The organism is Actinotalea lenta, assembly GCF_030586465.1.
Taxonomy (GTDB): domain Bacteria; phylum Actinomycetota; class Actinomycetes; order Actinomycetales; family Cellulomonadaceae; genus Actinotalea; species Actinotalea lenta.
Window position 1 is genome coordinate 2,367,594 of sequence record NZ_JAUQYP010000001.1, and the last position, 13,688, is coordinate 2,381,281.

Sequence of the window (13,688 nt, forward strand, 5' to 3'; positions counted from 1 at the left end):
ACCGGCGGCTCCGCCCGCCCGCCACGCGGCCCGGGCGCCTCAGCGCTGCAACGGTGGGATGGACTCGAGGTAGGCGGCGTGGTTGCGGGCGACCTCGGCCACGCTGTCGCCACCGAACTTCTCGAGCACCGCGTCCGCGAGCACCAGCGCGACCATGGCCTCCGCGACGACGCCTGCGGCCGGTACCGCGCACACGTCGGAACGCTGGTGGATCGCCTGGGCCGCCTCCCCGGTCGCCACGTCCGTGGTGTCCAGGGCCCGCGGCACGGTCGAGATCGGCTTCATCGCCGCCCGCACGCGGATCACCTCACCGTTGGACATCCCACCCTCGAGGCCGCCGGCCCGATTCGTGCGGCGGCGGATCCCCCCGGTCGCCGGGTCGCGCTCGATCTCGTCGTGCGCGGCAGAGCCGCGCCGCGTCGCGGTGCGGAAGCCGTCGCCCACCTCGACGCCCTTGATCGCCTGGATACCCATGAGGGCCGCCGCGAGCCGGGCGTCCAGGCGTCGGTCCCAGTGCGTGTAGGTGCCCAGGCCGGACGGCACGTGGTACGCGAGCACCTCCACGACACCGCCCAGGGTGTCCCCGGCCTTCTGCGTGGCGTCGATCTCCGCCACCATCGCGGCCGACGTCGCCGCGTCGAAGCACCGGACGGGATCCTCGTCCAGGGCCGTGACGTGGTCGGGCGTCGGCGGAAGGGCGTCCTCGGGGACGCCCACCGTCCCGATCGCCACGGTGTGGGACACGAGGCGCACGCCCACGGCCTGCTCGAGGAAGGCTGCGGCGACCGTCCCGAGGGCGACCCGGGTGGCGGTCTCGCGCGCCGACGCCCGCTCCAGCACCGGCCGGGCGTCGGTGAACCCGTACTTGCGCATACCTACCAGGTCCGCATGCCCGGGGCGGGGGCGGGTCAGGGGCGCGTTGCGCGCGCGCTGGAGCTTGGCCGGGTCGTCCACCGGGTCGGCCGCCATGACGTCGACCCACTTGGGCCACTCGGAGTTGGCGATCTCCACCGCGAGCGGGCCGCCCTGCGTGACACCGTGCCGCAGCCCGGCCAGCACGCGGACCTCGTCCGCCTCGAACGCCATCCGTGCGCCGCGTCCGTACCCCAGCCTGCGCCGCGCCAGCGCAGCGCGCAGGTCGTCGGTGACGAGCGAGACGCCGGCGGGAAGCCCCTCGACGATCCCCACGAGCGCAGGGCCGTGCGACTCCCCGGACGTCAACCAGCGCAGCACAGTGCCCTCCCTGGGTGCGACCTCGGCGGTGCGCGCATCGCGCGTGCTGCGTCATCCTTCCACGGGCGGGACGGCATCCCCGCCCGCCGTCCGTGCTGCGGACCAGGACGTGGGTGCCCGGGTGAGCCCCTAGGTTCCCGGGAGCGGCACGAACGGGTTGCGAGCGCTCCCCGGAAGTGTCGGGGTACCCGTCGTATCAGGCGCCGGGGTGGCGTCACCTTGAGACTGCTCGTAGGTGAGGTAGTCCTGGCTCGGCGGCAGCACGTAGGCCCAACCGTCGACCGTCAGCTCGAGGTCGCCGTCCGCCGTCGCCGGGCGCCCCCCGGAGGCCACGGCCTGCGGCTGCCGGGAACCGTCGACCGAGACGGGCAGGAACAGCCTGTCGGTGCCGGTCTGGAGGCCCTGGAGGAAGGCGGTCGCGTTGGCGTACGTCCCGACCACGGTGATCGACATCGGCACCGCCGCCATACCGTCGAGCGGCTTTGACTGGGTGCCGTCGGCGGGCGTCGCCGTGGCGCCGGACGACCCGGGCTGGTCGGCGGTCGTCGTGCCGGCATCGCCGGACGCGCTCGGGTCCGGGGTCGGCGTCGCGGGCGCCGGCGGAGCCGGGGGCGTGACGGTCTGGGCCGTGGCCGGGTCGAGAGCCGTCAGAGTGACGCCTGCCTTGTCCGCCAGTGCCTGGACGGCGCGCGTGTAGGCACTGAGCTCAGCCGTCGCGGGGATCTGGGTGCGCAGCGTCGCGAGCTCTGCCCGGTAGTCGTCCAGCTTCGCGAAGTCGGCCTTGAGCTCGGCGACCTGAGCCTTGAGCTTGGCGTTCTGGACGCGGATGGACGCCGCCTGGTCGCGGGTCTGCGTCGCATCGTCGAAGCGCGGCTGCGCCGCCAGGAACCAGGTCCCCGCGAAGATCGCGATGACGAGGAAGATCGTTCCGGCGACCCAGCCGCCGGCGCGTGTCGACCGCATCAGTTCCCCTCCTCGAAACGCTGCGCATACGCATCGGACGTCAGGTTCACCGTCGCGGAGACCGTGTAGTAGACGGTCCCGTTGGCCTCGGTGACCTCTGCCGCGGTGAACCAGGCGTCCGACAGCCCGGGCAGCGCGTTGAGGGCGTCGATCCAGTCTGCGGTGTCCGGGACCGTGAGGGAGTCGGCCTCGAAGGTCAGCGAGCCGACGGACGGGCCGGCCAGCGGGTCGGTCGGGGTGCCGGGCTCCGTCGTCGGAGGTTCGACCGCAACCTGCACACTCTGGATCGCGATACCCGCGGGTGCCGTGGCGGAGATGGCGGCCAGGTACTTCGCGAGCTCGATCTCCGTCGACATGCCGAACGTCCGCGCCGCCGCCACGCGATCGATCTCGCCGCGCACGAGCGGGACCTCGATGTACTTCTGTCGCTCCGCCTGCAGACGGGTCGTGTCGGCCTGAGCTGTCGTGAGATCGGCCTGGGCTGCGCGCTGGGACTCCCACGCCAGCGCGACGACGCCGGCGGCGAGGACGACGGCGATCACGACGAGCACGCCGAGCCACCGTCGGACGATCCTGAGCCCACGGGCCGCCACGACCTCCGGCGGCAGCAGGTTCACCTGCGGGATGGCTGGCACGACGCTCGGTTCCCGCCGCGACCGCTTGGCCGGACGTCGCTTGACCTCGGTCTCCGTCACGCCGCCACCGCCTTCGCCAGACCGACCGGTACCGCGGCGACGCGGCCGTGGTCGCCGATGACAAGATGCTTGCCGCGCCGCACCGTGCTCAGCGCGTCCCCGACCGACACCGGGATACGGCTGGCACTGGCGAGGTACTGGCCGAGACCGGGCAGCATGGCCCCTCCGCCGGCCAGGACGACAAGGTCCACGGCCGCGCCAGGGTTGTTGCTCGCGTAGTACACGAAGGTGTTCCGGATGGACTCCACGAGCGGCCGGGCCGTCTCCAGAACGGCGTTACCGACCGCCTGGAGCTCGCCGGGCACCTCCATGCCGAGTCCGACCTTCCGCTTGAGGTCCTCGGCCTCCTGGAAGCTGACGCTCAGCTCCCGGGCCACGGCCTCGGTGGTGTGGTTGCCCCCGAACGGCAGGATGCGGACGAACCGCGGAGCCCCGGACGCCACGACCACGACCTGCGTGATCTGCGCACCGATCTCCACCACCGCGACGGTCTTCGTGGCCGCCTCGCCCCCGATCAAGGCCCGGAGCAGGGCGAACGAGCTGAGGTCCACCATCTGGGGGCGCAGACCTGCCGACTCGACGGCGAGGATGTTCGCGCGCACGGTGTCGCGCGTGGCCGCGACGAGCATGCCGTGCAGCATCCGGCCCTGCGGGCCGTCCACCTCGGCCGTCGGCAGGAAGTCGAGGAGGGCCTCGTCCGCCGGCATGGGGAGGAGCTCGCCCACCTGGAAGGGAAGCGACTGCTTGAGCTGCGCGAGGGGCAGCCACGGGAGGTCCAGCTCCCGGACGATCACGCGCTGGTTCCCGACGCCGATGTTCACGTCGCGGGTGGCGAACTTCCCGACGGACCAGAGCTGGCGGATGGCCGCGCTCACGGTCGCGGCGTCCTCGACCTCGCCGTCCCGCACCGTCCCCAAGGGGAGCGGGACCTCCGCGTATCGCGTCAGCGTCGCGGACCCGTTCGCGGATGACTTGCTCACCTCGGCAGCGCGCACGCAGGTGGCTCCGATGTCCAAACCGATCACACCAGCCTTGGCCACTGGCCGTCCCCTTTCGCGCGGTGTCCACGTCATCTATCGGCCCGGCCTGAGACAACCTTGAGGGCGAAGCGCGTTACGCCAGCACTCCGAGGTAGGCGCCCCAGAGTGCCTCGCCCCACGCGGCTCCGACGGCCGCGCCGAGGACCATCCATGGTCCGAACGGGATCGCGCTACGGCGTCCCGCGCGGCGCGACACGAGGAGCCCGAGCGAGAAGATCCCGCCCAGCAGGAACGCGGCGAACGCACCGACCACCCAGCTGCCCCAGCCGAGCCAGGCGAGCGCCCCGCCCAGGACGCCGGCGAGCTTCACGTCCCCGAAACCCATCCCCCCGGGACGCAGCACCATGAGGGCGAAGTACAGCGTGAAGAGGCCCACCGCACCCACGAGCCCGCGCAGCAACGCCCCGGGCCCTGTCGTCCCGCCGGGCGCCAGGCTGGCGATCACCAGCACGACGCCGACCACCGGGTAGGACGGCAGCACGAGCGCATCGGGGAGGCGATGGACGTCGAGGTCGATGAGCGCCAACGCGAGGCCCACCGCTGCGAGATACCCGAAGGCGAGCGTCTCCCAGGCGACGCCGAACCGGACCACGGTGAGCACGAAGAGCACCCCGGTCGCGGACTCGACCAGGACGTACCGCGCGCTGATCGCCGCGCCGCAGTCCCGGCACCGGCCGCGCAACGCCAGCCACGACACCACCGGGACGTTGTCCCACGGGCGGATCCGGTGCTCGCACGCCGGGCACGCGCTCGGCGGGCTCACGACGGACTCGCCCCGCGGCACGCGCCAGATCACGACGTTGAGGAAGGAGCCGACGAGAAGGCCGAGGACACCCGCCAGGACGAGGACCGGCGTCACGTCACCCACCCGAGTAGTCGAGCCACAGCGACGTCGTGATGATGCTCGAGAAGGGCGCGTCCGAGTTCGGGTCGAAGTACACCGACGGGTTCTTGACCTCGGACGAGTGGATAGGTCCGGGGTCCGGTGACGAGCACTGGTTGGCGGAGATGACCGAACCCACCGCACCGGCGCTCGATGTCTCGAGCTGGATGTCGTCACCCGCGACGAACATGCCGCTCACGACCGGCGGCCCCATGCTGCCCGCCTGCCAGTTGGAGTGCGTCACGAGATCGCCGTCGGCCATCATCCACAGGTTGTGGTACGCAGGCTGGCCGAGATCGTAGTGGTCCCAGTTGATGTTGCCGTACTCCTTGTTGGAGCAGCTCGTGGGGTCTTCCGCCGACGCGACGACCGTGAACCGGGGGATGACCCCGTTCCCGGTGCCCACGTCGACGTTGGCGTGATAGGCGAAGTACGTCCCGCTGAGCGTGTTGCCCGTGGCTATCCACGTGTGCGCGCCGTCCCACTTCCAACCGCGTACCTGGGTGCTGCCCGACGCCGTGCCGATCGTCGTGGGTGCCGTGCAGGGCCCCGCGGAGGAGTACGGGCGGACGGTCCCGTCCGTGCACAGGTCGTACCAGTCGACGATCGCGTTGGGGTCGTCCGTGCTGGCCCGCAGGTAGAACAGGCCGGCGTCGACGGAAGGGATCGCCTCCGCGCCCTTGGTCTCGACGCTGCTGCTGCCCCAGTTCGTGACGTTGTACGTGAAGTTGTTCGACGACGCGCTCGAGGGGTCGGTCGAGGTCACGGGGCCTGTCACGGTCGGGTTGCCGTTGGTCGAGATCGTGCCGTTGGAGTGGACGCTGGCCTGGTCGTCGAAGGCCCCGGCGGCGCCGGTGACGGTCGTGCTCGAGTCGAGCAGCAGGTCGCCGGCCGTGAGGATCGCGTGCAACGGCTTGTAGGGCATGAAGACGTACTCGGACTTGATGAGTCGGGTCTTCGTCGCGTCGGCGAAGGACGGGATCGCGGAGAGCGCATAGACCTTGCCGTACTTGACGTGCGCCGACGGCGGCTTCAGCACCACGTACTGCCCACCGTCGCCGGACTGCACGCACGTCCCGGCGGACACCATGGCCTCGAGCTGGGACCTGGCCCAGGTGCGCTCCGCGTCCTCTGTCGAGAAGACACCTCCGGCTCCGTCACCCGACGTGGGGAAGCCGATCTCGGCGCCCGGGCACCACGTGGACGTCGCGGCGGGGACCGGATAGTCCGAGTTCGTCGCCGAGTACGCGCCCTGGACCTCGGAGAGCGTCCGGTCGACGCCCGCCTCGGCCACGGCGAGCGACGTCTCGAACGTCTGGCGCTGGTGGCTCTGCGCCATCGCATTGACGGCGATCGCCACCGCGGTCGCCGCGATCGCGAACACGAAGACCGAGACCCCGATCACCAGGATGAGACCGACGCCCGCGTCGTCGGCCACTCGTCGGCGCCATCTCATCACCGTGGTCACCCCTTGTTCCGCAGCCGTGCGCTGAACACGGCGGTGCGTTCCCTGGACCCCAGGTCCAGCTTCGAGTCATAGGTCAACGAGATGTCGATCTCGTGGGCGGTGGCAGCGGACGCCGCGCCCCCGTCGTAGGAGAAGATGGCGTCCACGATCAGGGAGGACGCCTGGATGTGCGTGGTCTGCGGCGTCCCACCGGCACCGGACCCGACGATCCTGACGACGTCGTAGTGCTGGAGGTCGGCGTCCTGGACGAGCTGCCAGGTGATGATCTCCGTCGGCTCCTCGACGTAGTCGGAGTTGGCGTCGATCCACACCTGCAGGTGCGACGTGCACGTCGGGTCCCAGGCCGCCCCGTCGCACACCGCGGATCGAGCCTCGCGGATGTCCCGGCCCAGCCGGTCCATGACGACCTTGGCATCGGCAAGGCCCGTGGCCTCGTCGTCGGTGCGGATCAGGACTCGACCGGCCTGCGACACCGCACCCACGACCAGCGTCGAGACGACACCCATGAGCACCATCGTGATGAGCAGCTCGATGAGGGTGAGTCCGCTGTCCTCCCGCCTGGCGGGCTTCATCACTTCACCCCGATCTGGAACGCAGCCGGCATCTGGCCGGGGACGTCATACCCGAGGCGACCGTTCCCGCCGGCGACCGCGATGCGGACGCCGAAGACACCATTCCTCGCGATCTGCGGCTGGGGGACGTCCGGCAATGTCACGTAGACCTCCTGGAACCCGCTGCAGCCGGTGGGAAGGGAGATCGACGTGTCGGCGAGAACGCTCCGGGACCCGCTTGCGGTCGACGCCGAGTACAGCACCACCTCGGCCTGGGTGGGGGCCGTCCCGCCATCCGCGGCGATCCACAGACGCAGGACACCCGTGCCGTCGAGGCGGGTGTTCGACTCCGCCGTCATCTGCCAGTCCGCGTACTGGTGCGGATCGGTCAGCGCGAGCGTCCCTGCCGCGTCGGGCAGCGCACCGGAGGCCTGGATGACCCGCCCCGTCGTGGTGGGTGCCACGTCGGTGGAGTACTCCGGGAGGTAAGGCTCGTCGGGCCCGGTCGAGTTGAAGTACATCTGCGCCTGGGTCGTCGACGGCCCCACGCCGTCGTTGTGGAGCGCGTACTCGCGGACCGAGTAGTTCCCGTTCCCGACCCCGGTGACGCTGCCGACCGACGGCGCTGCGCACGTGGTCTCCGTGGTGGGCGGCGACGTCGACGGGGTGGGTGTGGGACCTGGGGTCGGACCGATCACGCCCGTGGTGATCGTCGACGTTGCCGTCACCGATGCGGACGCGCCCGTCGCGGACGGCTGGCCGACCGAGGTCGCGGTGACCGTCGTGTCGAACGTCCCGAGTGCGGCGCCGGTGGTCGTGGTGCGGGTCAGGAAGAAGCGGAAGGTGGTGCTGGGGTCGACACGACCCGTGTCCGGCTGACCGTTCATCGTGGTGTCCGCCAACGGCGTGTCACCCGCAGACAGGGTCCCGTCACCGTCGGTGTCGGCGACCAGTGACCAGCCGGTGGACCACCCGGACAGGGTGATGTCCCACCGGTCGGGTGCGCCCTGGTTGAGCAGCGTGACCTCGTAGGTGAGCGTGCCGCCGGGGTTCACGGCCATGCTCGTCACGGGCATCTCGAGCTTGAAGCGCGGCAGTGGCAGCCCTCGCTGCGTGAAGGCGATCATGCTCGAGATCGACCGCTCATGGGGCGTACTGCCGGTGGTCCAGTTGACGAACACCGTGGCGCGGACAGCCTGGTCGACCGGCTGGTCCGAGGCGGTGATGTAGCTCGACACGGTGAAGGTGGTCCCGTTGACCGTCTGGTTGGCCACGCCGGCCGCCGTGCCGTCGTCCACGGTCTTGATGTGCGGGGTCACGGCACCGCCGGTGCCGAGCACGAGCGTCTCCGGCGTCCCGTCGACCATGAGGCACGGGGTGCCGCTGCAGTTGAGGATCCGCGGGTCCCCCGCCAGGTCCGTGGAATCCATCGTCAGTGAACCGAAGTCCACAGCTCGCAGGCGTTCCAGCTCCGCCGTCATGGCGTCGGTCGCCTGCTGGTTCTGCCGGCCGTACAAGGAGGTGCGCAGCCCGGCCACGAGGGTTGTCGCGAGGGCACCGAAGACGACACCGGCGATCAGGAGGGCGACGACCATCTCGATCAGGCCGAAACCGTCGTCCGGGCGGGCGGTCCGCTGCGGCGCCATCCTCATACTCCCTTTCGGAGTCATCCGGGGCGTTCAGGGAAGCGGCGCTCTGCGGGGAGGGCGGGAGCCCCCGCCCTCCCCGCAGAGGCGCATCAAGCTCAGATCACGGGCAGGTAGTCGGCTTGGTGGTCGTCGGCACGCCCGCCGTCGAGTCGTAGTACCACACCGTGGTGGACTTGGAGGTCACCGACATGCAGTAGCCGTCGGCGCCGGTGGTTCCCAGGGCCGTGGCCGCCCAACCGCTGTTGTCGGCCGACTCGTTGAAGCCCACGCTCTGAAGATCTGCGACGTTGTTCGTGTACGCGTTGTTGTCGGTGAGCCAGGTCTCCTCGGCCGTGGCCATGTTCTTCAGGTCGGACTTGGCCTGGGCATCCCAGCCCTTCTTCCGCTGGTTGAGGAAGACCGGGATGGCGATCGCGGCCAGGATGCCGATGATGATGATGACGACGAGGAGCTCGATGAGGGTGAAGCCCTTGTCCTTCTCCGCGACGGACTTCCGGATACGAGCGATCATGGCGCTGCCCTTCGATGTCGATGTCAGGTCCCCGGTGACCGGGGGTCATGCTGGGTGCTACGGGTGATGCATCGGGGCTCGTCGCGGCCGACTTGAGCGATGCCTGGCGGTTTGTCGGCCAGGTTCACCCGGTCGGCGCATTCGCCGTTCGGTGTCAGCCGATGAGGTCGAAGATCTTGAAGATCGGCATGTACATGGCAATGATCATGGATCCGATGATCGAGCCGATGACCACGATCATCAGGGGCTCGATGAGCGACGTCAGCGCCTCGGTGGTCGCCTCGACCTCCTGGTCGTAGAACTCCGAGATCTTGTCGAGCATGGTGTCCAGCGCACCGGTGTCCTCACCGACCGCCATCATCTGCACCACCATGGGCGGGAAGACCTTGTGCTGCGCCAGCGGCCCGGTGAGGGCCTGACCGGAACGCACCGAGTCGGCGATGTCCCGCGAGGCCCGCTCGATGACGACGTTGCCGCTGGTCTCCCCCACGACGTTCAACGCCTGCAGGATGGGGACGCCCGCGCGCACCATGGTGCCGAAGTTGCGCGTGAACCGGCTCACCGCGATCTTTTGGAACAGCGGCCCGAACACGGGGATCTTCAGCTTCAGCGGGTCGAGCCTCTCGCGGACGCCGCGGTCGTTCTTGTGCCGCCCCCACCAGGCGGCGAAGGCGACCGCGCCGACCGCCAGGACGGGGGCGATCCACTTCATGACGCCCGAGAGGAACACGAGGACCCGGGTCGGGAGCGGGAGCTCGCCGCCCAGTCCCTCGAACATCGAGGCGAAGACCGGCACGATGAACAGCAGCATGCCGATCGTGGCCAGGATGGCGAACACGAAGACCACCACGGGATAGGTCATCGCGCTCTTGATCGTCGAGCGCAGCTTGACCTCGGCCTCGAAGTTCTCCGCGATGCGCAGCAGGACGGAGTCCAGGAAGCCGCCGACCTCGCCCGCCTTGACCATGTTGATCATCAGCGGCGGGAACACCTGCGGGTGCTTGGCGAGCGACGCGGACAACGCCGAGCCGCTCTCCACGTCGGTGCGCACCTGACCGACGACCTTCGCGAGCGCCTTGTTCTCGGTCTGCTCCGCGAGGATCGACAGCGCCCGGAGCAGGGTCAGGCCCGCGTTGATCATCGTCGCCAGCTGACGGGACAGGATCGCGATGTCCTTCAGCTTGATGCGGTCACCGAACCCCGGGATCTTCAGCTCCCGCTGCAGCCCCGCGTTCTGCACCTCGCTGATCGCGATCGGCGCGAGGCCCATGGTGCGCAGCCGGTTGGCGACCGCCGCCTGGTTGCTCGCCTCGATCCTGCCCTTGACGACCTTCCCGCCCCGGTCACGGACGGAGTACTCGAACGTCTTCGTGGCGGTCGCCATCAGTACATCCCTCCAGCGGGTGCACCGCCGGCGAGGGTCACCGCACTGAGCGGGTCACCACCCGTCATCGACCCGAGGGCGCTGCCCCCGCCGCCCGAGCCGATCCGGCCGGTCAGCCTGTTGAAGTCGGCGACGTTCTGGCACTTCTCCACGCCGGTCTCGTACGTGATCGCCTGGGCGCGGACCAGCTCGGCGAGGTGCTGGTCCATCGTGTGCATGCCCTGCTGGAGGCCGGCCTGCATCGCGGAGTAGATCTGGTGGGTCTTGCCCTCGCGGATCAGGTTCCGGATGGCCGGCGTGGCGAGCAGGATCTCGGTCGCCACGACGCGGCCCTTGCCGTTGGCCCGCTTGCACAGCGTCTGGCACACGACGCCTTGGATCGCGGCCGCGAGCTGCGTGCGGATCTGGTCCTGCTGGTGCGCCGGGAACACGTCGATGATGCGGTCGATCGTCTGGGCGGCGTCCTGGGTGTGCAGGGTCGCGAAGACCAGGTGACCGGTCTCGGCGGCCGTCAGCGCCACGGAGATCGTCTCGAGGTCACGCATCTCGCCGACCAGGATCACGTCGGGGTCCTGGCGCAGCACGTGCTTGAGCGCGTTGGCGAACGAGTGCGTGTCCGACCCGACCTCGCGCTGGTTGATGAGCGACCTCTTGTGCCGGTGCAGGAACTCGATCGGGTCCTCGACCGTCATGATGTGCTCGTTGCGGCTGCGGTTGGCGAGGTCGATCACCGCGGCGAGCGTCGTCGACTTGCCCGATCCGGTGGGACCGGTGACGAGCACCAGACCGCGCGGGAGGTTCGCGAAGTTGGCCACGACCGGCGGGACCCCGAGCTCCTCGAGCGGCTTGATCTCGTAGGGGATCATGCGGAACGCCGCCCCGACGGAGTCTCGCTGCCGGTAGAGGTTCACACGGAAGCGCGAGACGCCCCTGACCGCGTACGCGAAGTCGAGCTCCAGGTTCTCCTCGAAGGTCTCCCGCTGCTTCTGGGTGAGCACCGCATACAGGGTGCGCTGCAGCGAGTCGGGGTACATGGTCGGGAATCCGTCGAGGGGCCGTAGTCCCCCGTCCAACCGGATCATCGGCTGCGAACCGGACGTCAGGTGCAGGTCGGACGCGCCGGCGGCGACCATGGCACGCAACGCCGCGTCCAGGTCGACGTCCCCCTCCTGGCTCGCCTGGGGCATCCCGACCCGGCGCGCCGCGGGGGGCGCCGACCGTTCGGGCGTCGCCGACCGCTCGGGAGCTGCCGCACGCGCAGGACCCCCCGGCGACGTGGCGGGCCCAGGACCTGAGGTGGGCCGGACCGGCGGGGCTGCGGCGGCGCCACCCGCGACGCGCCCGGGAGCCGGGGCGCTCTGGCCCGTGGATGGTGCGCTCTGGGCACGCGCCGCGTCGGGCCCGTAGCCGGCCGGCACACCTGGCGCGGTCGGGATGTCGTGCCGCGGGGCGCCGGGCTGCCGCTCGGGCAGCGGGCTCCACCGCTCGGGTGCTCCGGGGTCGGGGGTCGTGTTCACGGTGGACCTCTCACATCGGCGGCGCGCTCGGGGCGCTCGGATGGTGTATCGACGGCGGGACGCTGCGGCTTGAGGCGGTCATGCCACCACCCGGAGCACCTCCTCCAGGGACGTCTGGCCGAGCATCACCTTTGCCCAGCCGTCGTCACGCAGAGTGGTCATTCCCTGCTCCCGCGCGGTGTGGCCGATCTCGGCCGACGACGCGTGACCCACGGCGAGCCGTTCGATCTCCTCGGTCACGCGCATCACCTCGTGGAGCGCCATCCGACCCTTGTAGCCGGTGTGGGAGCACGCCTGGCACCCGGTCGGCCGGTACAGCGTCGGCACGTCGTCTCCGGGACTCCACGGAAAGCGTGCGGCGATCAGCTCGACCTCGCTCGGCGTGTACGACTCCTTGCACTTCGAGCACAGCCGGCGTGCCAGGCGCTGGGCGACGACGCAGTCCAGCGCGGAACCGACGAGGAACGGCTCGATGCCCATCTCGACGAGCCGGGTCACCGCACTCGGCGCGTCATTGGTGTGCAGCGTGGACAGCACGAGGTGGCCCGTGAGCGCCGCCTCGATCGCGATCTGCGCCGTCTCGTGATCACGGATCTCGCCCAGGAGCACCACGTCCGGGTCGGAACGCAGGATCGAGCGCAGCGCCCCCGCGAACGTCAAGCCGGCCTTCGGGTTGACCTGGACCTGGTTGATCCCGGCGAGCCGGTACTCGACCGGGTCCTCCACGGTGATCACGTTGATCTCGGGCCGCGACACCGCGTTGAGCGTCGCGTACAGGGTGGTCGACTTGCCGGAACCGGTCGGCCCCGTGACCAAGATCATCCCGTACGGCTTCTGGTACGACTCCGCGTACACGTCGAGGTTCTCGTCCAGGAAGGACAGCTCGCGCAGGTCGAGGCTCGCGGTGGAGTTGTCCAGGATTCGCATGACGACCTTCTCGCCCCACACCGTCGGCAGCGTCGCGACCCGGAGATCGACCTTCCGCCCCTCGTGCACGACCGACATGCGGCCGTCCTGGGGCTTGCGTCGCTCGGCGATGTCGATGTCGCTCATGATCTTCAGGCGCGAGATGATGCCGGCCTGGATGTTCTTCGGCGCGTGCTGCATCTCGTGCAGGACCCCGTCGATCCGGTACCGCACCCGCATGTCGTCCTCGGCGGGCTCGATGTGGATGTCGGACGCCCGGTCGGTGATCGCCTGGGTCACCAGGAGGTTCACGAAGCGCACGATCGGGGCGTCGTCCTCGACCGCTTCGCCGACCGAGACGTCCTCGGCCTCGGCGGTGTCCTCGAACGAGGACGCCAGGTCGTCGATCTCCTCGTCCGCGCGACAGTAGCGAGCGATCGCCTGCTCGAGCTCGTCGCGCGTGGCCACCACGGTCTGGACGGGCATCCGCGACAACGTGCGCGCGTCGTCCACCGCGATCACGTTCCCCGGATCGGCCATCGCCAGGTACAGCACGCCCGCGTGGATGGTGATCGGCAGGATCGTGTACTTACGGCACACTGCCGCCGGAAGCGTCGCCACGGCCGCCCGGTCCACCGGGTACTCGGCGAGCTCGATGAACTCCATGTCCACCTGGGCGGCCAGCGCCTTGACCAGCTGCGCCTCGGTCACGGTGCCCATCTCCACCAGGACCCGGCCCAGCGACTGACCCCGGATCACCTGTTCGTCGAGGGCCGCCATCAGCTGCGCCTCGGTCAGCAGACCGTTGTCGAGGAGGATGTCGCCAAGCTGCTTCACGGGGGTCCTTCCGCCAGGCCGAGCACGTTGCCGCTGCTCGACCTATCGGCA

12 protein-coding genes are annotated in these 13,688 nt (G+C 70.1%); all 12 read right to left on the reverse strand.

The features are described from left to right. Window positions 1–39: 39 nt before the first annotated feature. Window positions 40–1,233 carry a chorismate synthase gene (aroC, locus tag Q6348_RS11325; protein ID WP_304601396.1) on the reverse strand — a complete coding sequence of 398 codons (1,194 nt, stop codon included), beginning with the start codon at window positions 1,231–1,233 and terminating at the stop codon, window positions 40–42. A 129-nt stretch (window positions 1,234–1,362) separates the two neighbouring features. Then, a complete protein-coding gene (locus Q6348_RS11330) occupies window positions 1,363–2,196 on the reverse strand; it encodes an MreC domain-containing protein (protein ID WP_304601397.1) in 834 nt (277 codons plus the stop codon). Further along, a complete protein-coding gene (locus Q6348_RS11335) occupies window positions 2,196–2,891 on the reverse strand; it encodes a fimbrial assembly protein (protein ID WP_304601398.1) in 696 nt (231 codons plus the stop codon). Before Q6348_RS11335 ends, Q6348_RS11330 begins: the two co-directional genes overlap by 1 nt. Further along, window positions 2,888–3,964: a type IV pilus assembly protein PilM gene (gene pilM, locus Q6348_RS11340; RefSeq protein ID WP_304601399.1), complete on the reverse strand. Its 1,077-nt coding sequence runs from the start codon at window positions 3,962–3,964 to the stop codon at window positions 2,888–2,890. The genes Q6348_RS11335 and pilM overlap by 4 nt, the downstream gene beginning before the upstream one ends. Before the next feature lie 40 nt (window positions 3,965–4,004). Beyond that, complete coding sequence (locus tag Q6348_RS11345) at window positions 4,005–4,799, reverse strand: prepilin peptidase (RefSeq protein ID WP_350339665.1); 795 nt, start codon at window positions 4,797–4,799, stop codon at window positions 4,005–4,007. Then, on the reverse strand, window positions 4,792–6,273 hold the full coding sequence (locus Q6348_RS11350) for a hypothetical protein (RefSeq protein ID WP_304601400.1): 1,482 nt from the start codon (window positions 6,271–6,273) through the stop codon (window positions 4,792–4,794). Before Q6348_RS11350 ends, Q6348_RS11345 begins: the two co-directional genes overlap by 8 nt. 5 nt (window positions 6,274–6,278) lie before the next feature. Further along, window positions 6,279–6,854, reverse strand: a complete 576-nt coding sequence (locus Q6348_RS11355) for a PulJ/GspJ family protein (protein WP_304601401.1) — start codon at window positions 6,852–6,854, stop codon at window positions 6,279–6,281. Beyond that, a complete protein-coding gene (locus Q6348_RS11360) occupies window positions 6,854–8,479 on the reverse strand; it encodes a prepilin-type N-terminal cleavage/methylation domain-containing protein (protein WP_304601402.1) in 1,626 nt (541 codons plus the stop codon). The genes Q6348_RS11355 and Q6348_RS11360 overlap by 1 nt, the downstream gene beginning before the upstream one ends. 103 nt (window positions 8,480–8,582) lie before the next feature. After that, a complete protein-coding gene (locus Q6348_RS11365) occupies window positions 8,583–8,993 on the reverse strand; it encodes a prepilin-type N-terminal cleavage/methylation domain-containing protein (protein WP_304601403.1) in 411 nt (136 codons plus the stop codon). Window positions 8,994–9,147: 154 nt separating this feature from the next. Further along, window positions 9,148–10,377 carry a type II secretion system F family protein gene (locus Q6348_RS11370; protein WP_304601404.1) on the reverse strand — a complete coding sequence of 410 codons (1,230 nt, stop codon included), beginning with the start codon at window positions 10,375–10,377 and terminating at the stop codon, window positions 9,148–9,150. Further along, on the reverse strand, window positions 10,377–11,894 hold the full coding sequence (locus Q6348_RS11375) for a type IV pilus twitching motility protein PilT (protein WP_304601405.1): 1,518 nt from the start codon (window positions 11,892–11,894) through the stop codon (window positions 10,377–10,379). Before Q6348_RS11375 ends, Q6348_RS11370 begins: the two co-directional genes overlap by 1 nt. Window positions 11,895–11,972: 78 nt before the next feature. Beyond that, window positions 11,973–13,637: a GspE/PulE family protein gene (locus tag Q6348_RS11380; RefSeq protein ID WP_304601406.1), complete on the reverse strand. Its 1,665-nt coding sequence runs from the start codon at window positions 13,635–13,637 to the stop codon at window positions 11,973–11,975. Window positions 13,638–13,688 lie beyond the last annotated feature (51 nt).

Bases quoted from the DNA above. Each gene is read 5' to 3' on its own strand.
- Q6348_RS11330 (WP_304601397.1), bottom strand. From the start codon at position 2,196: ATGCGGTCGACACGCGCCGGCGGCTGGGTCGCCGGAACGATCTTCCTC.
- pilM (WP_304601399.1), bottom strand. From the start codon at position 3,964: ATGACGTGGACACCGCGCGAAAGGGGACGGCCAGTGGCCAAGGCTGGT.
- Q6348_RS11355 (WP_304601401.1), bottom strand. From the start codon at position 6,854: ATGAAGCCCGCCAGGCGGGAGGACAGCGGACTCACCCTCATCGAGCTG.
- Q6348_RS11360 (WP_304601402.1), bottom strand. From the start codon at position 8,479: ATGGCGCCGCAGCGGACCGCCCGCCCGGACGACGGTTTCGGCCTGATC.
- Q6348_RS11365 (WP_304601403.1), bottom strand. From the start codon at position 8,993: ATGATCGCTCGTATCCGGAAGTCCGTCGCGGAGAAGGACAAGGGCTTC.
- Q6348_RS11370 (WP_304601404.1), bottom strand. From the start codon at position 10,377: ATGGCGACCGCCACGAAGACGTTCGAGTACTCCGTCCGTGACCGGGGC.